Annotated in this window: 20 protein-coding genes and 1 other annotated feature; of the genes, 8 read left to right on the forward strand and 12 right to left on the reverse strand. The window is 45.3% G+C overall.

Annotated features, from left to right (window positions below; genetic code table 11):
- The first annotated feature begins 43 nt into the window (after nucleotides 1-43).
- Nucleotides 44-634, forward strand: a complete 591-nt coding sequence (locus AC0VYE_RS03920; RefSeq protein ID WP_475446180.1) for a LysE family transporter — start codon at nucleotides 44-46, stop codon at nucleotides 632-634.
- A 213-nt stretch (nucleotides 635-847) separates the two neighbouring features.
- Here AC0VYE_RS03920 and AC0VYE_RS03925 read toward each other — a convergent pair whose 3' ends face one another.
- The 7 genes from AC0VYE_RS03925 to AC0VYE_RS03955 form a co-directional block, all read right to left on the reverse strand.
- Nucleotides 848-1,726, reverse strand: coding sequence for a DMT family transporter (locus tag AC0VYE_RS03925; protein WP_475449429.1), 879 nt, complete (start codon nucleotides 1,724-1,726; stop codon nucleotides 848-850).
- Between the two features lie 111 nt (nucleotides 1,727-1,837).
- Nucleotides 1,838-2,614, reverse strand: a complete 777-nt coding sequence (locus AC0VYE_RS03930; RefSeq protein ID WP_076268796.1) for a 3'-5' exonuclease — start codon at nucleotides 2,612-2,614, stop codon at nucleotides 1,838-1,840.
- A 94-nt stretch (nucleotides 2,615-2,708) separates the two neighbouring features.
- Entirely contained in the window at nucleotides 2,709-3,200 is a 492-nt protein-coding gene (locus tag AC0VYE_RS03935) for a DUF1648 domain-containing protein (RefSeq protein WP_475446182.1), read from the reverse strand.
- 271 nt (nucleotides 3,201-3,471) lie between these two features.
- Nucleotides 3,472-4,362 (reverse strand): phosphate ABC transporter permease PstA, encoded by an 891-nt coding sequence (pstA, locus tag AC0VYE_RS03940; RefSeq protein WP_441878872.1) that lies wholly within the window; start codon nucleotides 4,360-4,362, stop codon nucleotides 3,472-3,474.
- A 14-nt stretch (nucleotides 4,363-4,376) separates the two neighbouring features.
- Nucleotides 4,377-5,339: a phosphate ABC transporter permease subunit PstC gene (pstC, locus tag AC0VYE_RS03945; protein ID WP_076268798.1), complete on the reverse strand. Its 963-nt coding sequence runs from the start codon at nucleotides 5,337-5,339 to the stop codon at nucleotides 4,377-4,379.
- 143 nt (nucleotides 5,340-5,482) lie between these two features.
- Nucleotides 5,483-6,346: a phosphate ABC transporter substrate-binding protein gene (locus tag AC0VYE_RS03950; RefSeq protein ID WP_076268799.1), complete on the reverse strand. Its 864-nt coding sequence runs from the start codon at nucleotides 6,344-6,346 to the stop codon at nucleotides 5,483-5,485.
- 19 nt (nucleotides 6,347-6,365) lie between these two features.
- Nucleotides 6,366-7,766, reverse strand: coding sequence for a stalk domain-containing protein (locus AC0VYE_RS03955; protein ID WP_475446185.1), 1,401 nt, complete (start codon nucleotides 7,764-7,766; stop codon nucleotides 6,366-6,368).
- A gap of 358 nt (nucleotides 7,767-8,124) precedes the next feature.
- Here AC0VYE_RS03955 and AC0VYE_RS03960 point away from each other — a divergent pair, with 358 nt between their 5' ends.
- From AC0VYE_RS03960 to AC0VYE_RS03980, 5 genes are all read left to right on the forward strand, one after another.
- Nucleotides 8,125-8,958, forward strand: a complete 834-nt coding sequence (locus tag AC0VYE_RS03960) for a sugar phosphate isomerase/epimerase family protein (protein WP_475446186.1) — start codon at nucleotides 8,125-8,127, stop codon at nucleotides 8,956-8,958.
- A complete protein-coding gene (locus tag AC0VYE_RS03965) occupies nucleotides 8,951-10,078 on the forward strand; it encodes a Gfo/Idh/MocA family protein (RefSeq protein WP_475446188.1) in 1,128 nt (375 codons plus the stop codon). Before AC0VYE_RS03960 ends, AC0VYE_RS03965 begins: the two co-directional genes overlap by 8 nt.
- Before the next feature lie 39 nt (nucleotides 10,079-10,117).
- On the forward strand, nucleotides 10,118-11,317 hold the full coding sequence (locus tag AC0VYE_RS03970; RefSeq protein ID WP_076268803.1) for an MFS transporter: 1,200 nt from the start codon (nucleotides 10,118-10,120) through the stop codon (nucleotides 11,315-11,317).
- Nucleotides 11,318-11,389: 72 nt separating this feature from the next.
- Nucleotides 11,390-12,070 (forward strand): S-layer homology domain-containing protein, encoded by a 681-nt coding sequence (locus tag AC0VYE_RS03975; RefSeq protein ID WP_475446191.1) that lies wholly within the window; start codon nucleotides 11,390-11,392, stop codon nucleotides 12,068-12,070.
- Between the two features lie 243 nt (nucleotides 12,071-12,313).
- Nucleotides 12,314-12,517 (forward strand): hypothetical protein, encoded by a 204-nt coding sequence (locus AC0VYE_RS03980; RefSeq protein WP_475446193.1) that lies wholly within the window; start codon nucleotides 12,314-12,316, stop codon nucleotides 12,515-12,517.
- Nucleotides 12,518-12,681: 164 nt separating this feature from the next.
- Here the strand turns inward: AC0VYE_RS03980 and AC0VYE_RS03985 are convergent, their stop codons facing one another.
- Nucleotides 12,682-13,020 carry a hypothetical protein gene (locus tag AC0VYE_RS03985; protein ID WP_076268806.1) on the reverse strand — a complete coding sequence of 113 codons (339 nt, stop codon included), beginning with the start codon at nucleotides 13,018-13,020 and terminating at the stop codon, nucleotides 12,682-12,684.
- Between the two features lie 79 nt (nucleotides 13,021-13,099).
- A complete protein-coding gene (locus AC0VYE_RS03990) occupies nucleotides 13,100-13,813 on the reverse strand; it encodes a class I SAM-dependent methyltransferase (protein WP_475446194.1) in 714 nt (237 codons plus the stop codon).
- Nucleotides 13,814-14,057: 244 nt separating this feature from the next.
- Nucleotides 14,058-14,295 (forward strand) — a binding site (T-box leader).
- A 52-nt stretch (nucleotides 14,296-14,347) separates the two neighbouring features.
- Here AC0VYE_RS03990 and AC0VYE_RS03995 point away from each other — a divergent pair.
- A complete protein-coding gene (locus AC0VYE_RS03995) occupies nucleotides 14,348-15,535 on the forward strand; it encodes an aminotransferase class I/II-fold pyridoxal phosphate-dependent enzyme (RefSeq protein WP_475446196.1) in 1,188 nt (395 codons plus the stop codon).
- A gap of 44 nt (nucleotides 15,536-15,579) precedes the next feature.
- On the opposite strand, the gene AC0VYE_RS04000 is transcribed toward AC0VYE_RS03995, so the two are convergent.
- Nucleotides 15,580-17,316 carry a sensor histidine kinase gene (locus AC0VYE_RS04000; protein ID WP_475446198.1) on the reverse strand — a complete coding sequence of 579 codons (1,737 nt, stop codon included), beginning with the start codon at nucleotides 17,314-17,316 and terminating at the stop codon, nucleotides 15,580-15,582.
- On the reverse strand, nucleotides 17,313-18,062 hold the full coding sequence (locus AC0VYE_RS04005; protein WP_475446200.1) for a response regulator transcription factor: 750 nt from the start codon (nucleotides 18,060-18,062) through the stop codon (nucleotides 17,313-17,315). Before AC0VYE_RS04005 ends, AC0VYE_RS04000 begins: the two co-directional genes overlap by 4 nt.
- Before the next feature lie 131 nt (nucleotides 18,063-18,193).
- Between AC0VYE_RS04005 and AC0VYE_RS04010 the strand changes: the two genes are divergently transcribed.
- Nucleotides 18,194-19,423 carry a DUF418 domain-containing protein gene (locus tag AC0VYE_RS04010; protein WP_475446202.1) on the forward strand — a complete coding sequence of 410 codons (1,230 nt, stop codon included), beginning with the start codon at nucleotides 18,194-18,196 and terminating at the stop codon, nucleotides 19,421-19,423.
- On the opposite strand, the gene AC0VYE_RS04015 is transcribed toward AC0VYE_RS04010, so the two are convergent.
- Complete coding sequence (locus AC0VYE_RS04015) at nucleotides 19,402-20,535, reverse strand: winged helix DNA-binding domain-containing protein (RefSeq protein ID WP_475446204.1); 1,134 nt, start codon at nucleotides 20,533-20,535, stop codon at nucleotides 19,402-19,404. The genes AC0VYE_RS04010 and AC0VYE_RS04015 overlap by 22 nt on opposite strands.
- Nucleotides 20,536-20,559: the final 24 nt, after the last annotated feature.

Below are 20,559 nucleotides of genomic sequence, written 5' to 3' on the forward strand. Positions count from 1 at the left end.
TACATCTTGTTCAAGTATAGCACACGAGAGGCGGATTTAAATCATGGCTTTAGCTCCTTTTTTGATTTATGTTATTGTGAATACATTTACGCCAGGGCCAAATAACATCATGGCGATGTCTAATGCGAGCCGATATGGAATGAAGAAGTCTATTCGTTTTCTGTTTGGTGTAGCAACTGGTTTCTTACTATTAATGCTCTTATGTTGTTATTTCAATCTGCTATTATATAGCTTCGTTCCTAAAATGAAATTTGTCATGAATATCTTAGGAAGCCTGTATATGACTTATCTTGCATTTAAAATAATGAAGAGTAAACCACGCCGTAGTGATGGAGATAATCATGATCATGGGAAGCTGAATTCATTCTTATCGGGCATGCTGCTGCAGTTCGTTAATTTTAAGGTGATATTATACGGGATTACAGCGATTTCGACGTTCATCATGCCATTTTACAAATCAAATATAAGCTTATTATTGTTTTCGATGTTCCTTGCCTTTGTAGGACTGGTAGCCACATCCTGCTGGGCTGTTTTTGGTGCATTATTTCAAAAATTTCTCTCTACACATGAGAAAAAGTTCAATATATTCATGGGATTATTATTGATTTATAGTGCAATTACCATGCATTTATAGGGGATTGTTCAGAAAGAAGGGCAGGATAGTTGAGCTGAAAAAGGAGCTGTTTGGCTTTGGAAGCAAGCTTTCCTATGGTTAAGTTAACGGAGCACTACAGCTTAATAAAACAGCGGCAGTCAGGACTTATTTTCTCGTCCAGATCTGCCGCTGTTTGTATTATGAGGATCTGATCTATTTTTAAAATTCGATAATTGCTGCAGCTCTTAGTTTCTACTCCTTGCCATGACGTATGAATAGCCACACGCCGAACAAGATAAGTACGCCGGCTGCCATTTGATAAGCCGTCAATGCTTCCTTTAATAGAGCCCAAGCGAGCAAGGAGGCGATAACGGGTTCACCCAGTACAGCCATGGATACGGCTGCGGCGCTCATATGCTTCAGCAGCCAATTGAACAAGTAATGCCCGAACAGCGTCGGTACGATCGCGAGCAGCAAGAAAATGCCCCATTCCTGCGGACTGTAGCCTGTAAAGGAATTGCCGCGAACGAGATTGTAGACGGCGAGTGAAGTCGCAGCAAGCGCGAATACCCAGAAATTATAAGTAAATGCACTCATATCCTTACGCAATTCCTTGCCGATCATCATATGAACAGCAACAGCAGCTGCACCTAGAAAGGACAGAACGTCGCCGATCAACGCATCCCTTGAGAGGGAAAAGTCTCCCGATGCAATAACGATGGAGCCGATCAGCGCGATCCCCATCCCCCACATCATCATGCGATTTGCTTTAATATGGAACAGCCAGTAGGAGCCGAGCATAACCATAACAGGCTCCAATGTCAAAATAACGGTAGAGCTTGCGACCGTGGTCAGCCGCAGAGAAGCCATCCATAATAAGAAGTGCAGCCCAAGCATGACGCCGGAGAGGGTGAGCAGCCTCCACTGCTTGGCACTGAGCTGGAACATTTCCGTGCGGTATTTAAAGACGAGCGGCAGCATGATCAGGTTAGTTAGATAAAGCCTGTACATGGCGATGACGGCAACGTCAGCATTTGACCAACGAACGAAAATGGAAGAAAAGGATATAGCGATAATACCAATGATGTATAACAATTCATAAGTGGCTAAAGACTTGGTGCTGCGGTTCATCGTTGTAATTTCTCCCATACTTATAAACCCCCTGAGTCCAATTGCAGCATCTGCAATGGAAGGATCAGGGGGCTTTATTATATTTATGATCAAACGTAACAGCTCTTGCGGCTATCCGGCTTGTCCAGCTGAAGTTTTCCCAGCCTTCTCGAGTTCTGCGTCAAAATACTGCTGAAGCTCCGTCACTTTTCTTACATCCTCGAATGAGGCTTTGCCTGCTAAATAACGTTCCGCGAACACTTCCCACTGTGGAACGATTTTTTGCGCGTTCATAGAGCGAATCGCGTTTTTAACCATTCTGCGTTCCTTTGCATTCGTGTACATATCCTTGAACTGCTGCTTAAGCTCGAAATCCAGCTCGCCAAAAATTTTGCGGAATACCTCAGCCGTCATACGAGCATCGTCGAGTGCCCGGTGCGCTGAGCCTTCAGCTGTGATTTCAAGATCAATGAGCGCAGCTTCGACGCTGACATCGTTCGTTACGTTCTTATAGCGAATGTAACCCTTCAAGAGGTCGAAATAATCGGCAGCCATCCAGAAGCTGTCATCGAGCTTATGCATGCGCGTATCATAGACGATTCTCTTCAAATCCTCGCCGCCCCAAGTGAACAGCAGGAAGGAGTCGCTTTTTTTGAGCCATGCGGTGAAATCCCCGATTACTTTCGGGAAACGGCTTGCTACGTCGATGTCTTCCTGTGGAATGCCTGTTTTTTTCTTAATGAAACTGTTCAGCTTGGAGAAATAAATCGGTTTTATCAATGCGGAAAATTCATCTACCTGTTCAAGTGAACTATTGAGACGAACCGCGCCAATTTCAATAACCTCCATAGGTAATTCGCTTGCAAATTTTCGTCCGTTAAATTCAATATCCAATATAATGTAGTCCAAAATCTTAACCTCCGATAGATAGCCTGTGTTATTCATTCTATCAGAAAAAGTTATCCAGATGGAAACTACAATATGGTAGAACGCCGCAGCAGGTTTATTTTTTTGATTTCATTACATAAAAGACAATCGTACCAATAAGAATGACGAGGATCAAAGGAAGCAGCCATACGCCAAGCGAAGAGACGCCTCCGGATGCATATTGAATAACCGCCCATTGCACATAAGTGAATAATGCTACAATTTCAAGCTTGATCCAGCTTAGCAGAAGGATGGAGGTTTTGTATTGGTATGGAGCATTTTGCTCCGTAATCGTGGTCATGTAATTGAATTGATGAGGGATTTTGCGTAAAAGCGCAAGCCCAGCAAATAATAGGAATGAGATTATCGGTAAAATGACGAGTGCTGCTTTGCTTCCCCATCCGTCAGCCTCACCGCTCCCGTTAAAATGAATGGCAATCGTTTGTGGAAGATCAGGCCATTTTACAATTAAATAGATGACGGACGAGAGCAGGAGTAGAACCGATATTCCATCATGCCATCTTTCAAGATTTGATTTTGCAATCGTAAGCTTAGGTAAATTCGCCATAGTGGCAGCACCACCTTATCTCTTGTCATGTGCATACTCATTAATTATAGCGTATGGCTTTGCGGATAGTAACCTTTTTTACAGTAATTTTCCAAATGAGAAACTCCAGCCTAGGCCGGGGGAGGGCTAAGGCTGGAGTGGCTCGATCACTTATTTGTTTAAATATAAGAATTTATAAGTTTGATATTTATAGAAGGCTTATATTTCTGCGTCAAAGCTGCTTCAGCTTCCAAAGGACGCCGAAGGCGTTTTAGCTTGAGCCGCTTAGTTTTTAAGAGCGTTTCATACGGCGGGAATTCAGCCAAAGCGGGATACGGAACACTAAGTTGATCAGCAGGACAACGAATACGAGCACGGCTGCCGCTTTTTGAGCAATCTCCTGAGCGTCGCCAACGATGGCTTCGGATTGTACATACCACAGATGAACGGCAAGAGTAGCACCTGGCGAGAAGAGACTGAAATCCCACATTTCACCGGATGTCGTAACACCAGCAGTTAGGATGATTACGGCGCTTTCGCCGAATGCGCGACCAGCAACTAGGCAGATCCCTGTAATGATACCGTTAAGCGCAGCCGGAATAAGTGCGCGAGTAATAGTCTGCAAATGCGTACCGCCAAGTGCAAAGGAAGCGCTTTTCAGCTCTTTCGGTACAGCGCGAATGGACTCCTCTGTTACGCGGGTTAGTACAGGCAAGTTAAGAAAAGCTAGACTGACTGCACCGCCAAGGATGGTCAAGCCAATCTCGAAATATTCAACGAATAGAGCGATACCGAATAAGCCGAAAATGATAGAAGGCACGGAAGCGAGTCCTTCCACGCAAATGCGTACGAAGCCGATCAGCTTATTGTCAGGTGCAAATTCGGCCAAATAAATGCCAGCTGCCATTCCGAGCGGAATAGAGATGAGCAAAGAGATAAATAAGATGTAGAAGGAGTTAAGCAGAGTAGGGCCGATACCGCCGCCTTCTTCAATTTCGCTCGGCAAGCCGAATATGAAATCCCATGTTATTTTTGGAAGACCGTCCTGAAGAATTAGAAAAAGAAGGCCAAAAATAAAAGCGATGATTAAAATGCCTAACGACCAAACAACACCTGTAAACAGACGGTCTTTAAAACGGTTAAGTCCTTTTTTGCTGCTAAAGGGGTTTGCTAATGGGTTCATATCTAAAGCTTGTTTCATACTTGCGACCCCTTTCTTTGAAGCCAGCGAATGGCAACGATCATAAGCAGCGAAATAACGAGGAGCAAGAAGCCCATTAAGTAGAGCGCATAGTTCCAAGTTGAATCAAAAGGAACATTCGAAATTTGCATAACGATGTTGCTCGTAAGAACAGAGGTAGGCTTGAGCAAGCTATCTGCCAGTTGAGGCGTATTGCCAATAACCATAACGACAGCCATCGTCTCGCCGACTGCACGCGCCATACCGAGAATGACGGCGTACATGATACCGCTTTTGGCCGAAGGAAGCAGTACTCTCCATACGGTTTGAAAACGAGTAGCGCCTAACGCATAGGAAGCATCGCTGAATTTGGCTGGTACGGCGCTAATTGCGTCATCACTTATACGGCTTACGGTAGGCAGAACCATAATTGTAAGCACGAGTGCTGCCGCAAGCAGTCCATCGCCCATTCCGCTTCCGGTAACATTTCGAATCAGAGGAATAAGTACGGTCAAGCCCAAATAGCCATAAACGACGGACGGAATTCCGACGAGCAGGTCAAGAACCGGACGGAGCATGTTTTTAAGCCACGGCGGTACAAAGACAGACAGAAATACTGCAATGATTAAGGAAATAGGGACGCAGATCAACAGCGTCAAAGCGGTCAGGGCAAAGGTGCCGAATATGAAAATAAGTGCGCCGTATTGCTCATTTTCGGGATTCCATTCCGTGGAAAAGAAAAAATCTGCTAGTGAAATGTTGCCGAATGTCAAAACGCCGGTACGGAACATAAGCAGCAAAATGAGTAAGAGGATGAGGCAAACAAAACCGGCTGCTGCTATGCACAAGTAACGAAACATACGATTCGTGAAAAACAAGCGCGATCTCCGGTCAAACGGCTTGCTGCTGCCAGTCAAGATCGCGCTGCCGAGCTCAGAAGAGAGACGCGGCTGCCTTGCAGCATGAGTGGACTCCAACATAAATTATAGGCTCCTCTGTGCGAAACCCGCCCTAGCTGTTTCGCAATAAAATATAAATGGGGATAACGATTCATGCGGTTAAAGAAAAGAACGATCGACTTAAGCGCTCTTGTGCGCAAGCCGACCGCTCCTCTTGTTTTTAACTATTTAATAGCTGAGATCGGAATGAATTTAAGCTTTTTAAGCGAACCATTTTGGAATTTTGTGCTTTGTACGTATTTAATAAATTCCTTTGTAGCGCCAGTTGGCTCGCCTTTTGTCATATAGTAGCCATAGCCCCATACATTGTATTTCCCGTTAATAACGTTAGCTTCAGTTGGTTCGATGTTGTTGATTTTTACAGCAGTCATTTTGTCTGTTACATAAGCAAGGTCCATGTAACCAATAGCGTTTGGTGTTGTTTCAATTGCGGACTTCATGTCGCCGCTTGTTTTTACTTCTTTGTAGTTGTCGCCTTTGCTCATGAAATCTGTTCCATCAAGCGCTTTGTCTTGGAAGTTAACACGAGTACCGGAACCGAAAGTACGGTTTACAACGATGATATCAGCATCCTTGCCGCCAACTTCTTTCCAGTTTTTGATTTTACCGGAGAAGATGCCTTGCAAGTCTTTAGTCGTTAGGTTTGTTGCAGTTACGTTTTTGTTAACAACAGCTGCGAAAGGAATGATAGCTACTTTATGTGCAACTTGGCCTTCGAATTTTTTGAAGCCTGGAACATCTTTGGATGCATCCCAGTCAACTGCTCCGATGTCTGCGATGCCTTTGCGTACAGCTTGCGGTCCAGTAATCGATCCAGCTGCGGAAGCTGAGATTTTTACTTTTGGATTCAATTTTTTGAACTCGCTTGATGCTTGAAGTGTCAATGGCAGAAGGGCAGAGGAGCCGTTGATGACAATTTTGCCGCTAAGCTTGCTAGCTGCGGTAGCCGTAGGTGTTGATGCAGGAACGGAACTGAAGCCGATAACAGCGATAAGCGCTGCGATTGTTAATTGTTTAAACCATTTCATTAGGAATGACCTCCATTAATTAGTTTGTGATGTTTTTCCATTTGCCTTGAACGGATACTGCCAATTGACCATCAATAAGTGCTGCGAAATCGGAGCTGTCCGATACGACTAATTCTGTTGCGCTGTCCGATACGGTTTGCACAAGTTTGTTCGTACCTGTAGCACTGTCAATCTCGTAGATTGCGTTAGTGCTGTTTCCGTCAGCTGTAAGCAGATAGAGCTTGCTTCCGCCTTGAACTAATTGGTAAACGTCTTTGTCAGCGAAGAGAGGCGTGCTTGCTTTGCCTGTATTGTCCACCGTTACGAGCTGACCAACGCTTGCTTCGTCTGAACTTACGCTAACATAGCTTACTTTGGAGCCGTCTGCTGCCAGCTTAAGGAAAACTTTATCCGTAGCTTCTTTTGTAAGCTGTACAGGTTTATTATCACCAACTGTAGAATTATAGAAGTAGATTTGCGGCTCAGTGCCTGTTGCATCGATAGCAACATCATCAAGCTCAACGTCTTTGCTGCTGTCTGCCGTTACTTTCGGCTGCTTGAAGACGTAGAAAGCGAATTTAGTGCCGTCTGCAGATACTTCAAGGTTTGCCTTGTAATCTACTTTATCTTCCAATACTTTGGATACTTTGCCGTCAGCTATAGCAAGCTTAGCGATGACAGAGCTTTTGTCGCCTTGTAAGAAGAAGATGGAAGAACCGTCTTTCGACCATTGAAGCTCATTTTTGATCGAGTTGTCCGTACTTACTTGTTTCGCTTGTTTTGTGCTCAGATCGATGGTGAATACCGCACCGTTTGCATCGGAGTAAGCTACACTTTTGCCATCAGGAGACAAAATAAGATCGGAAGTGTCAGAGGATGCTAGAAGCAGCTCATATTTTCCAGTAACAGCATCAACTAAGAAATCTTCGCGGCCTTCGCCAGCCGTGTTCGATACGATAAGCTGTTTGGAGTTAACCCAGATTGCATGCTCAGCGCTATCAAGCAATTGAACCGTATGTATGTTGTTGTCTTCGTAAGTGCCGCCAAGTGCCTCAACGAATGCAGTAGGCTCGATGAAAGTGGAGTAAGCCACTTCAATAGCTGGATGCTGAAGTGCAGTTGCAACACCGTTTATGTTAATTGTTTTTGCAGCGATTTTTAGCTTCAGCGTTTTGTCGCCAAATTTTACAACTACCGTATGATCGCTGTTGATGTGAAGAGTCGCGCCGATCGCGATTGTCATGTCCCGAACAGAAGCGAGTGTAACGCCGCCGTCTACAACGGTACGAACGGTTACTGGATTAGCATTTACTAGAAAGCTTGCTGTGCTAATTTGTGCAGCTTGCTTTACTGAAGCGGTTTGTGCGAATACCGGAGTAACTGCTGAAGCGCTAATTGCTGCTGCGATCATCGAGATTGCCATTGCTTTTTTCATTTGCATGGAATTGGGTCACCTTTCTCAAATGGGTATTTTTTTTTATTAATACAATCCAAGGCATACTCGGTCAGTATATACGGTTGGCTTGATCCCTCCCAGGCAGCGCTAGATCAATACATTTTGTAACGAATCGTTTATTTCTACCTGATCATAACAATCAATTATCATCCCAATATTTAGAAATTGTATCGAATTTGTAAAGATAGGCAAATTACCACCTAAATCCAATTCTCCTTCTTTTAAGAAGGAAATAGTAGAAATTTACCCCACTATAAGAAGAAAGTGCACCATGGTCTTTTTTGAACGAGGTTTATAATGGGGGTATGCTCGCAAATCTATTCATTTATAGGAGGACCAATCAATGAACATTTCAATCGGAGGTTATTCATTCAACAACACGTATTTAGAAGGAAAAATGGATATTTTCGGATATTTGGAAACGGTAAAATTCCGGTATCGGATGGATGTGGTCGATTTGTGGAATGGCTTTTTTATAGATCGCAGCAGCAAGCCTATTATGAAGCTGGCCGAGGAAAGCTATATTCGCAAAATACGTGAGGCGCTCGATGAAAAAGAAATGCGGGTCGTTAATTTTGCAATCGACGGTGCTCATTTATGGGACCCAGACAAGGAAATGAGACAGCTTTTGTATGATAATGCTCTCCTTCATTTGAAAGCTTCCGTTATTTTAGGTGCGGAAACCGTCCGTATTGATACGGGAGGCAGCTATGAGGACTGGGAAGCAATGAGCGACGAGCAATTTGAATATACGGTAAAAAGATACCAGGAGTTTTCTGAGTATGCGGCTGACCATGGCTTTCTAATCGGACCAGAGAACCATATGGGTGCGTCATTAAATCCGAATGAGATGAAGCGTCTCGCAGAGGCGGTTGATCATCCTGCCTTTGGTTTTCTTGTTCATTTAGGCCGGTGGAAGGAGAATCAACCAGAAGGAGACAGCATCGTTGCGCCTTGGGCGTACCATACCCATTTTGACGAAGAAACTGCTGACGGTACTCATGCTTTGGAGACGATCCATATGCTGCAAGAATCAGGGTACAAGGGATATTGGGGAGTAGAATATAATGCGGCAAAAAATCAATACGTAGAGACAGAGCTGCTTATTACGAAGGTGAAGAAGCTTCTGATCGAGGCAGACCAACAATCAGGCAGAGGGGCTCAGCACTATGAATAAAATACGAATTGGCATTATAGGCGTAGGACAAATTGGAAAAATGCATATCGAAAAATATAAAAATATCGCTGGCGCTGAGCTTGTTGCTGTATGCGACTTAAATGAAGCGGAAGCTAAACGAGTTGCCGAGCATTATGATATACCTCATGCCTACTCTGATTTTAGAGAGCTGCTGAAGCGTGATGATTTGGACGCGGTCGACGTGTGCCTGCACAACAATTTCCATGCACCGGTAACGATCGCAGCGCTGCAGGCGGGCCTGCATGTCTATTGTGAGAAGCCGATTGCAGGAACCTATTCCGATGGCAAGGCTATGGTCGATGCTGCGAAGTTATGTGGAAAACAATTGCATGTGCAGCTCTACACGTTATATGGTAAAGATACGAAAGCTGCCAAAACATTAATTGATGGCGGCATGCTAGGCAAGCTTTACCATGCCCGCTCGTCAGGCTTTCGCCGAAGAAATCGACCGTTTGTTGATGGTTATGGCACGCCTTATTTTACACGCAAGGAAACAGCGGCAGGCGGCGCGCTTCTCGACATGGGCGTCTATCACATTGCACAGCTGCTCTATTTATTAGGCAACCCGCAGGTTGAAAGAATTTCAGGGAAAGTTTATCAAGAGACGGATATGCTGCAAGAGAGAAGGGAACAAAGCGGCTTTGATGTAGAGGAGCTGGCTACAGGCTTGATTCGGTTCAGCGGTGGTTTGACGCTTGATATCGTAGAGGCGTGGGCTGTTCATCTTGGCGGCTTCGAGGGCAGCAGTATCGCCGGTTCCAAGGGTGGCGTACGCTTGCCGAACGAGCAGACAGGACCAGGGGCTCAGTCCTTCAGCTTCCATAACACGGTTTGTGATATGGATATGGACAGTACGCTGGACCTTGATATGATGGACCTGCGCAGGAATCGCTTGTATGAGAATGAGGATGCCTACAGTTCATCTCAGCATCACTGGATCGCAGCTCTGCAAGGCAGAGTGCCACTACTGCCAACAGCGGAAATCGCGCTGAATACGATGCTCATTAGCGAAGGCATTTATATGTCAGAGGAGCTTGGACGTGAGGTTAGCGCGGACGAAGTTATTATACGCGCACGTACTTCTGCTGTAGAGCTTTAAAGAAGTGCTAAGCTAAAGAGCAAGACGAGGGACTTGGATATGAATCAGAATCAGAATCGTACTTTTCATTTAATTAAAGCGTTTAACTTTTTTGTATATGGCGCGATTGCCGTATACAGTACGTTTTTTGTTGTTTATTTGCAATCCATTGGAATGTCTACGCTTGAGATTGGTGCGTTAATGGCCGGCGGCCCGATTGTTTCGATCATCGCGAACCCGCTATGGGGTTATTTGAGCGATCGATTCCGCAATGTCAGGCTAATTCTGATCGTGATGCTTATTGGCAGCATGCTTGTCATGCAGCTCGTCTTTTTATATCAATCGTATACGATCATTTATGCCTGTATGCTGTTCTTTTTCTTTTTTCAAATGCCTTTATTTTCACAGAGCAACAGTCTCATTCTTAACAGCATTGAAGGAACGAACCATAAATTCGGCGCTTTTCGCTTGTTCGGCTCGCTCGGCTGGGCGTTTATCGCTTTGGTGGCTGGACCTGTGATCGGGCAAATTGGCATTGATCGTCTCTGGATTATTTATTCGGTCATGATGCTTATCTCGCTTGCTTTTGCGTTTACGCTGCCAAAGGGCGAGGCGAAGGGTGCAGCCCCTGCCGGCAAAGTGAATTACCGTTCGATGTTCGTAAACCGTTCCTTCTTGTTGTTCTTAATCATAGGTTTAGTGATCTCCATTCCTAACTCTATGAATACGACATTTATCCCGCTGTATATTAAGGAATTGGGCGGAGAGGCTTCCTTAATCGGTTGGTCTGCCTTCTGGTCATCCATATTTGAAATTCCAGTCTTTTTGCTGCTTGATCGGTATTTGAAAAAAAATACAAAAACGATGGTATTATGCCTCGTTGTCATCAGTATCCTATTCGCCTTGCGCTGGTTCCTGATGTCAAACGCAGACACTGCTCAGCAAATTATTTATATCCAAGTGCTGCACTGCTTAACATTTGGCGGCTACTATTATATTGGCACGCAGCTGGCCGTACAGCTTGTGCCTGCTGAATTCAGAGCATCGGGACAAGCGCTTTATGCCCTGACTTGGGGAGGCTTGTCAGGCATTGCGGCGGGTTTTCTCGGAGGCTGGGTGTTTGAGCAAATGGGTCCGCAGGCGATGTATCAATTATGCAGCGTCATGGCTGCGCTCGGGATTGTTGGCTTCTTCTTGTTGTTTGCGCGGCTGCGCAGAGAAGTGGGCACGAGCAGCAAAATAAGCTCTCATGCTGGATAACTGCAACCTTTCTTGTCTTATGGTCGTTCGAATAAGAGAATGGACATCATGTTATAGGAGAGGTGAACGACTATGAGGAAACGACGGAGTTTAGCCATAACAGCAGTCGCGGTCATGCTTTCTACATCTATTGCAGCACAAGCCTTCGCGGCGGCTCCATTTGGCGATATCGCAAACATAGGCAGCAAAGCAAAGATTGAAGCTTTGCAGCAGCAAGGAATTATTAAAGGAGTGAGCGATACGGCATTTCATCCAGAGGATCATTTGACGGCAGCACAAGGCATTTCTTTGATCGTGAGAACGACGCAAATTAGCCTAGCCGCCATTGATTTTTCTAGTGCGCCTACCGCTGGTGGTTTCTATACGAAGGTGAAAAACGATGCGTGGTACGCGGAGGATTTCATCATTGCACACTACAACGGCTTGGACATCCCGGCTGATATTGATCCGCAAGCGCCACTTACGAAAGAGCAGTTCACGCATTATCTTGTTCAAGCGTTAGAGCTTACCGGTCAATATCCGACGATCAAGATGTTTATTAATATCCAGGACGAAAAGGATATTACGACGGCGTATCAAGGAACCATTCAGCGTTCACTGCTATATAAGATTGCGTCTCTAGATGAGAAGGGCAACTTTGATCCAGCGCATGTTTTAACCCGTGCTGAAGCGGCAGGAATGCTGTATGATACACAAAGCTTTATTGAGGCGCATAAGGAAAAGGCGGAACCCGAGCAGGGAGCAGCTGAATAAAAAATGAAATAGGGAAAGGCAGTTAATTGAGGGTTATTTCAGCCTCGTTAACTGCCTTTTTATTTTAAAATTATTTTTCCTAGCAACACGATAATTCCAAGCGGAGTAATAAGATATAAAAGGGTAAACTTTATTTATATCACATTTTATTTTGAAAAATCAATAAAAAATGTAAAAAAACCTTGAAATTAATTCAAGGCTGTAGTATCTTCTGTATAGGAAACTTTTGGGAGGTGAACGGTAATGGAAAAGATGGCAATGCAAATGATGATGAACATGTGCATGGATGAAATGATGTGCAAGATGAAATCCATGAAGATGATGATGGAAATGAAAATGATGGACAGCATGGATATGAACATGATGATGATGAAGATGCAGGAATGTGACGAAATGTCCACGATGATGATGCAAATGATGCGTGACATGGAGCAAGTATCGATGTAATCATCTATGAATCTGACCATTCATAGAGGTTAGTATAATCGGCAGAGCTGTTCGCGGCATGCCGTCGTATATCGTTTTTTCCTACATAGCTAAGCAGAGCAGCCAACTGCATGCAGGCTTTTTTTTATTTCTAGACCTTCACAATTGCGCCTCGAACCTTCGCCTTATAACGCATAGTGGGCTTTCAGCTTGCTGGCAATCATAACCCGTTGAAGCTTAAACTCCCAAACCTTTTCTCTTAGCTGAATCTGCTGCTCCGAATTATGTGCATTCCGAAGCTGCTCGTAAATATCAAGCATTTTACGATTGATTTGATCGAAGCGAAGCCATAGATCGACACGAATGCCATGCTCGATTTCAAGGCGGATATGGTTATCTTTGGCGCGTAGGTTTTGAAGGATTTGTTGCTGCCACTCTGCATCTCCGATCATTACAGCGAAGTTATAAAGATCCAAATAATCATCAACCCATTTTGCTGCAATTTGTTTCTCGGAATAAGTCATGCTGGTCAGCTCCAATCTCCGTTTTGTTTATATACCTAGTATTATACTAGGAATTAAAGGGATTGCAAGCAATTTGTAATTATTGTGTTTTTGTCCCATTCAGTTCGAAATTGGATTTACGTTTAAATGCTGCAAAAACAGCGAAGCCATTATTTTTATATACGCAGTCGGAATGATTAAAACCAGCCTCGCTCAGCCATCTAAGCTGATCCTCTACAGTGGCATTAATGTCGACGCTTCGGCGCTGGATGGCCGCTTCGATTGCGCCTGTGGTTAAGCCGCTTTGCTGGATGGCTGTTATCCATTGCGACATATAATATTGATCCCAATAAGCGGTTGTACCCGCTGCTTGATCAGCATTAACGAAGCTGCCGCCTTCTTTTAGAAGCTGATGAACGGTATGAAATAAGTCGCGTTTTGCTGGATGCGATAAGTGATGGATGGACAAGGAGGAGATGATGGCATCGTAATTTTCTGTGTAAGGATAGCTTGAGTAATCAGCAGCTATATAGCTGACTGATGGGTCATCTCCGAAGCGAGAATGCGCCTCCTTTAGCATTTCTTCGCTCAAATCGATAAGAGTAAGATTGGCATTTGGGTATTTGTTGCGAATCATAGATGAGAAAAGTCCTGTTCCGGCACCTAAGTCGAGTATACGCGGGGCATCGCTATCACAGTGAACCAAGTCGGTTGCTATGCTGTAAAAATCATCAAAGCAGGGGATCAGTTGGCGGCGCTGACGATCATATTCAGGCGCGACAGCATCAAACTGTTTTTTCACATTTTCATTCACAATAATGCCTCCTCGAATATTGGGCTGCGTGCTGATTTGTCATTTTCACTTGAGTTAAACAGTATATTATAGATGATTGTTTCATAATGGAAATATATAATATAAATATACTTTATAGTTTTAAACTATGAATAAATCGATTTTAATCCGTTAAAAAATGGGTATTGCGTATCCGAGTTTTTGATGGTACGATTGGTAAAATTTTAAGATCACTGATGAACACATATGGCAAGTTAAATAGCTTTTACATTCGATGACGAGAAAGAGTACGTTATGGGCCTGATCGAACAGAGAGTTGGGGCAGCTGAAAACCAACGTTCGGGTACTAGCGGAAAGCCATCTCCGAGAAGCAGGCTGAACGAGAGTAAGCTCTGCCGCATTTCCAGCGTTAACGGGAACATGTATTGCTAGATACATGAGCAGAGTGTCGCGCTTTTGGCGTGAAACTAGGGTGGTAACACGGGTAGAGACTCGTCCCTTTATTGGGATGGGTCTCTTTTTTTGTTTTTTATCCATATTTTAGGAGGAAAAGTAATGGAGACATGGTCAATGAGCAAAATGATATCACCAATGGTGCAGCAAATTCCGCCTTCGGGCATTCGTAAATTTTTTAGCTTGGCTGAAGGCAATAAGGATATTATTTCGCTTGGCGTCGGAGAGCCTGACTTCGTTACGCCTGAGCATGTAAGAGCGGCTTGCGTCCGTGCGCTAGAGCAGGGCAAAACCTCCTACACCTCAAATGCAGGGCTTATTGAGCTTAGAGAAGAGATTGCCAACTATTTATACAATGGGTTCCAAGTGAAATACGAACCATCGAATGAAGTGCTTGTTACCGTTGGAGGCAGTGAAGCCATTGATCTTGCACTGCGGGCGTTAATATCGCCAGAGGATGAAATTATTGTTCCTGTTCCTAGCTATATTGCCTACGCGCCGATCGCCCAGTTAAATGGCGGCAAGGTCATTGAGGTTGAAACGTTCGCTGAGGATCATTTCAAACTAACGGCAGAAGCCTTGAAATCCGTCATTACTCCGCACTCGAAGGTGCTTATTTTAAATTATCCGAACAACCCGACAGGGGCTATCATGACCTATGAAGAGTGGCTTCCTGTTGCTAAGGTCGTGGAAGAAAATAATCTAATCGTTATATCTGATGAAATTTATGCGGAGCTGACCTACGATGCGAAACATGTGAGCTTCGCTTCGCTGCCAGGCATGCGGGACAGAACGCTGCTTATAAGCGGCTTCTCCAAAGCTTTTGCAATGACAGGGTGGAGAATCGGTTATGCTTGCGGTCATCCGGAGCTGATCGCAGCGATGCTCAAAATTCATCAGTATACCGTCATGTGCGCACCAATTATTGGGCAGGTTGCGGCGATAGAATCACTTCGCAATGGATTAGATGAAAAGGATAGGATGATTGAGGCTTATGCGCAGCGCAGACGGATGTTTGTTAAGGGCCTAAGGGAAATTGGTCTGCCCTGCCATGAGCCGCTGGGCGCGTTTTATGCTTTCCCTTCTATTGCGCATACGGGACTTACTTCCGATGCATTTGCGCAAAAGCTATTGTTTGATGCCAGTGTTGCTACTGTGCCTGGGCATGTGTTCGGCCTTGGAGGAGAGGGCTTCATTCGCTGCTCCTACGCATCCTCTGTATCAAGGCTTAACGAAGCGCTTGAGCGTATGGATCGCTGCTTGAGGACACCCGGTATGTCCGAGAAATAAAGAAGGGAGCCAGCATAGGCTCCCTCATGGCTCGAACGAGTGGATCAATCGCTTGGAAAATAAATACTAATCGAGGTGCCTTCATCAATCGCAGAGCGCACCTCGATTCGTCCTTGATGTGCTTCTACGATCATTTTGGCGATGCTCATGCCAAGGCCAGTACCGCTGCTTGATTCTTCCGTATTCGTTCCGCGGTAATATCTTTCGAACAGCTTGTTGACAGTGGCCTCGTCCATGCCTCTCCCGTTGTCGGAGACACGGATGTAGGCATCATCATTCAGCATGCCGCAGGTTACCGTAACGGTTATACCCGTAGGATTATGTTTCACGGCGTTCGAAAGCAGATTCTCCATTAGCCGCTGCATCCACTTTGGATTGCCATATAGGCTGACAGGCAGCTCGTCTCCTTCATAAAGGAAGTCTACCTCGGCAAGCGTAGCATCGTTCACATATTTGAGTACTGAGCGTCTAACCAGCTCGCCGAGCTCAAATTCATGTCGATCCATATGGACGGTTCCATGCTTTATTTGATAAATATGCGAGAAGTCATTCATAAGCTCCAGCATATAGCTGCTTTTTTCACGAATCATTTTGCCCATGTCCTGAAGCTCTTCATCACTCCACTGCGCAGGGGAGCTTTCCAATAAATAGCCGTAGCCTTGAATGGTAGAGAGCGGCGTGCGCAAATCATGCGAAATGCCACTCATCCATTCCTCTCTCGTTTTCTCAAGCTGGCGCCGATCCTTCTCCGTTTGTGCGAGCCGCTCGGCCATTTGGTAGAAAGCCGCAATCACTTCCCGGTAAAGGCGGTAGCGAATACGCAGCTTACCGCTGCGGCGGAATACTTTTTTGCGATCCTTTGGTGTAAGCACCTCATCATACCGTCCATTGCCCATCCGCTCGAACCAACCGGCGAATAGGATGAGCGGCTGACCATATCGATAGCCATGCCAAATGGAGATAGCAAGGGAGAGTAAGAGCAGCGAGCCGCCTATCCAAATGAAGATACGTATGGCTTCCGATAAGATGGGCTGCTTCGTATACGTTATTTGTTCATTTGGCGTGTGCAAAATCCAAGTCAAATCACTATTTTCAGGCTGATACACAAAGATGTTCGTATCATAATCACCAGGCTTTTGCTGCATAGTCAGCACTTCCAGCGGCTCATATACATCGATAGCTGAAGTCTGATCTCCAATCGTTTGAACACTTTTGCCTTCTTTGTCTACGATTAGCAAATAGCTGTTCGTTTTCCTTAGCTCAGAGAGCAGGTCATTCTTATATGCCTCATTTACTAGACCATTCTGCTGGTATGCCATATACCATGCAGTCAGTTTCTCTTGCTGCGGATTTTTGTAGCCAAGAAGAAAGAGCAGCGGAGTAGAATACGTCAGATCAAGCTCGTTATCGACGGTATAGATACCTGATTTTTCGGATTGCTGGATGGCTAAAAGCTGCGTAATCGAATAAGAAGTCGGCTGCTCTTTCGGCGAATGAACGGAATAAATAACTTGCCCTTTGGAGTTCACGACTTGCAGCCACATATCACGCTCTTCAATGAGCTCCTTCCAGTGCGTCGACATCTTAATCTCTTTTTTCGAATAGTCGGTTTCCGCGACAATGGAACTAAGCGCGCCGGCGGGAAAGTTCCGTTTGAGATCCTCGTTCGTAATTTTATTAATAAGGACAAGAAACAGCACGATCATCGCAACGAATATGAGAATCGAATAAACGACGAGCTGATATGTAAAATGAAAGGCCATTCGGCGTTGAACCTTCATAGGCTTACAGGCTCCTTAACTAATTTGTAGCCGAGACCACGAACGGTAAGCAGATGCGTCGGCATACTGGGATCATATTCAATCCTCTCGCGAATTCGCCTGATGTGAACCATAACCGTGTTGTCGTCGCCTAATCCGTCAATGCCCCATACCGCTTCATAAAGCTGACCTTTCGAGAAGACGATACCGGGGTTTTTGCAGAAATACAGCAGCAGCTGAAAAACCTGTGCAGGGCATGATACCGGCTGATTATCTACTAATAATTCCCCAGCTGCTTCATTTAACTGAAAACGGCCATAACGGTAGGTTGGATGAGGGGCAGAGGCAGCGGATATTGACGTAGAAAATGTGGAATACGGTGGAGGTGACTCCGCCTCTTCCATGCGGCGCAGCCTTGCTTTAATGCGAGCTGCAATCTCCAATGGATTAAATGGTTTTGTAATATAGTCATCGCCGCCCATCGCAAATCCGGTCAGTACATCGAGATCGGATGCTTTGGCGGTTAGAAATAAGATATGCGGATTGCCCAGCTGTCTAATTTTTGAGCAAAGCTCAAATCCGCTGCCGTCGGGCAGCATCACATCCAGCAGCACGATATCGGCACCGTAGCGAGCGATCGTATCGAGAGCCTCTTGGCAGGTTCCTGCCGTATAGATATGCTGGAAGCCTTCCTTTTGGAGCACCAGCTGCAGCATTTTTACAATAGAAGGTTCATCTTCCACTATGACAATTTTGTTCATATTCATCACCCCGTTTTATGCTAGCACACAAACCTTAACATCTGTTGAACAAAATTGAAAAAAATTAAGCTGCTGTTATGATTCCGTTTGTTCGCTGTTCAATTGGAATCCTTATGATTGGGTAAGAGGTGATAGGAATGATAAATCAAAATGAAACGGGACAGCGAATTCGCGTTATTGATGCGATTAGAGGGTTCTGCTTGCTTGGCATACTGCTGGCGAACATGCTTATTTTTCAATATGGCATTTATGGGAAAGAGGAAATGCAGCTATTTCATCCTACTCCTACAGATGAAGTAACGCATCAAGTTCTCAAGGTAGCGGTGGAAGGCAGCTTTATGCCTATCTTTATGTTTTTGTTCGGCTACAGCCTCTTTAAGCTGCGCGAAGGACTAGTCGCCAAGGGGCTTAAGCCAGCGAGGTATATGGTACGGCGCTTTTTTATGCTAATAGGGCTTGGGCTTATGCATAGCATGCTCCTTTGGGAGGGCGATATTCTACTTGCATATGGGATCGCCGGTTTTTGCTTATTGTTGTTTATCAAACGGAAGCCAAAGACGCTTATGATATGGGGAGTAATTTTGAGTGTCTTAATGGCTGGCATAAGCTTCGGAATGGAGAAGGATAAACCAGAAGAGAAAGCTCGCATGCAGGAATATGTGGTAGAATCCAAAATGGTGTACGGGGAAGGAACCTATCAAGAAATTATGAACTTCCGCCAAGATGAGGATCCATTAGAAATACCTGCGGCAGTCATGGCGGTGCTGGTAGTTATGATGCCATTTATGCTGTTGCCAATGTTTTTGTTTGGAATTGCAGCTGCGAATAAGCAATGGTTCCATAATCCGAAGCGAGAGAGACGCAGATATGCGTGGATCGGCGGTATTTTGCTGCCGCTGGGTCTATTATCGAAAGGCGTGGCAGTGCTTCAACCAGAGTGGGCTTGGAGCGGCGTGTTATTGAGTTTGGGCGGACAATTGCTGGCCTTTGGGTATATTTTTGGTCTTGCGTTCGTCATGTCGTTTTTATCTAAACGATCCTATATCATTATGGCATTTGAATCGGTAGGACGAATGTCTATGACCAACTATTTAATGCAGACGGTGATTTGTACCACTATATTTTATGGATATGCGTTGGGATGGTTTGGAGAAATCGGTGTGCTTAACGGCGTACTGCTTGGCATAGCCATTTATGCCGTTCAAGCCGTTGTGTCCAGCTTCATCCTGTTCTGGTTCAAAAATGGTCCATTTGAGCGTCTGCTTCGCATTGCAACATATTGGTCGTTTAGCGGAAAAGCTCGGGTTTCGAAAATAGCAGCAGATGCACAGGCTTCGGATCATACTTATTTTAGCGCTATGAAATGAATATCATGCGAGAGGGAGCTGCCTGCAGCGAATGTGAGCAGCTTTTGGCCTTCTTCCACTAAAGCATCATGATCTGCTGCGCTTAACTTCTCAAATGATTGAATGAGGAGTGCAGCGGTTTCCTTGTTTTGTTCTATTTTCCAAGTGCCGCGTACGAATCCGTCTATTAAAAACGTAGAGCGAATAATGCCGTTAATCGTGAACACGAGCGGTTTATACTTTTCATCCAAAATGCGGCTGCGGTCAGAGTAGGAGAGCAGCATATTATCGAACTCGGATAGAAAGCGCGGCGGTGCTGTCGTGTCGCCGGGCGGCAAGGGAGCATCCGGCAAATCAAACAGCTCATTGCCCTTCTCATCGGAGAAGGTACGCAGGCTTGGGCGCAGCTGTTCGATAGTCTCGCGGAGCGTGCTTAGCCCAGACCATACTTGCATATCCTTAATGGTTGCGGGGCCAAAGGCGCCAAGGTAACGCAGCAGCATCGTCTCGAGGGAAGGAGAGTTCGCAAGCGATTGTCCAAGCCAAGCTTCCGCAGATGTATGTGTTGCTTGACCACTAAGTCCCCATACACCGCGAGGCGGGATTTGGACGAGCGGGACGAGAGTACGAATGGCAGCGCTAAGGGCAGAGGGGTCAACATTAGGCCACTCTAACGAGAGTAGATTGCCTAGTTCGTTGAACGTGCGCGGCTGCTCCTCCACTAAAGCGCGACCTGCTTCACGAATAGCCTCGAGGTTTACGTTTTGCAGCATTTTTCCGTATGTACTAAACAAGCCTTTTTCTAAAGCAGATTGAAGCAAGGGCCGCAATTCCAAGCAGTCACGCGCACTGACCAGATGAATCGTAGAGCGCATGAGAGCAATGCGCACGACTTGACGCTCCGTGATGAGCCTAGAGAGCTGCTCCTGTCGGAAGTTCTCAAGCCGTGTCCATAACGCAAAATAGGGCGGGTTAGGCGCTTGTGACTGAATGGCAACCAAATGCTGAATGGCTTCCAACACGGATATATCTGATCTTCGCAGCAGCATTTGCCGCTCAAGCAAAGCTCTATTTAATTGGCGTGTTCCTAAAATAGGTGCTGCTGCATTCTTTGTTCGCTTAGATGAAGCCATGCAATGAATCCCCTCCCTATTTAC

Source organism: Pristimantibacillus sp. Z349TD_6 (genome assembly GCF_056173205.1).

What these genes read in the sequence shown, in the direction of transcription:
- AC0VYE_RS03920 (WP_475446180.1), top strand. Translation starts at nt 44, where the DNA reads ATGGCTTTAGCTCCTTTTTTGATTTATGTTATTGTGAATACATTTACG.
- AC0VYE_RS03925 (WP_475449429.1), bottom strand. Translation starts at nt 1,726, where the DNA reads ATGAACCGCAGCACCAAGTCTTTAGCCACTTATGAATTGTTATACATC.
- AC0VYE_RS03935 (WP_475446182.1), bottom strand. Translation starts at nt 3,200, where the DNA reads ATGGCGAATTTACCTAAGCTTACGATTGCAAAATCAAATCTTGAAAGA.
- pstA (WP_441878872.1), bottom strand. Translation starts at nt 4,362, where the DNA reads ATGAACCCATTAGCAAACCCCTTTAGCAGCAAAAAAGGACTTAACCGT.
- pstC (WP_076268798.1), bottom strand. Translation starts at nt 5,339, where the DNA reads ATGTTGGAGTCCACTCATGCTGCAAGGCAGCCGCGTCTCTCTTCTGAG.
- AC0VYE_RS03950 (WP_076268799.1), bottom strand. Translation starts at nt 6,346, where the DNA reads ATGAAATGGTTTAAACAATTAACAATCGCAGCGCTTATCGCTGTTATC.
- AC0VYE_RS03955 (WP_475446185.1), bottom strand. Translation starts at nt 7,766, where the DNA reads ATGCAAATGAAAAAAGCAATGGCAATCTCGATGATCGCAGCAGCAATT.
- AC0VYE_RS03960 (WP_475446186.1), top strand. Translation starts at nt 8,125, where the DNA reads ATGAACATTTCAATCGGAGGTTATTCATTCAACAACACGTATTTAGAA.
- AC0VYE_RS03965 (WP_475446188.1), top strand. Translation starts at nt 8,951, where the DNA reads ATGAATAAAATACGAATTGGCATTATAGGCGTAGGACAAATTGGAAAA.
- AC0VYE_RS03970 (WP_076268803.1), top strand. Translation starts at nt 10,118, where the DNA reads ATGAATCAGAATCAGAATCGTACTTTTCATTTAATTAAAGCGTTTAAC.
- AC0VYE_RS03975 (WP_475446191.1), top strand. Translation starts at nt 11,390, where the DNA reads ATGAGGAAACGACGGAGTTTAGCCATAACAGCAGTCGCGGTCATGCTT.
- AC0VYE_RS03980 (WP_475446193.1), top strand. Translation starts at nt 12,314, where the DNA reads ATGGAAAAGATGGCAATGCAAATGATGATGAACATGTGCATGGATGAA.
- AC0VYE_RS03985 (WP_076268806.1), bottom strand. Translation starts at nt 13,020, where the DNA reads ATGACTTATTCCGAGAAACAAATTGCAGCAAAATGGGTTGATGATTAT.
- AC0VYE_RS03995 (WP_475446196.1), top strand. Translation starts at nt 14,348, where the DNA reads ATGGAGACATGGTCAATGAGCAAAATGATATCACCAATGGTGCAGCAA.
- AC0VYE_RS04000 (WP_475446198.1), bottom strand. Translation starts at nt 17,316, where the DNA reads ATGAAGGTTCAACGCCGAATGGCCTTTCATTTTACATATCAGCTCGTC.
- AC0VYE_RS04005 (WP_475446200.1), bottom strand. Translation starts at nt 18,062, where the DNA reads ATGAATATGAACAAAATTGTCATAGTGGAAGATGAACCTTCTATTGTA.
- AC0VYE_RS04010 (WP_475446202.1), top strand. Translation starts at nt 18,194, where the DNA reads ATGATAAATCAAAATGAAACGGGACAGCGAATTCGCGTTATTGATGCG.
- AC0VYE_RS04015 (WP_475446204.1), bottom strand. Translation starts at nt 20,535, where the DNA reads ATGGCTTCATCTAAGCGAACAAAGAATGCAGCAGCACCTATTTTAGGA.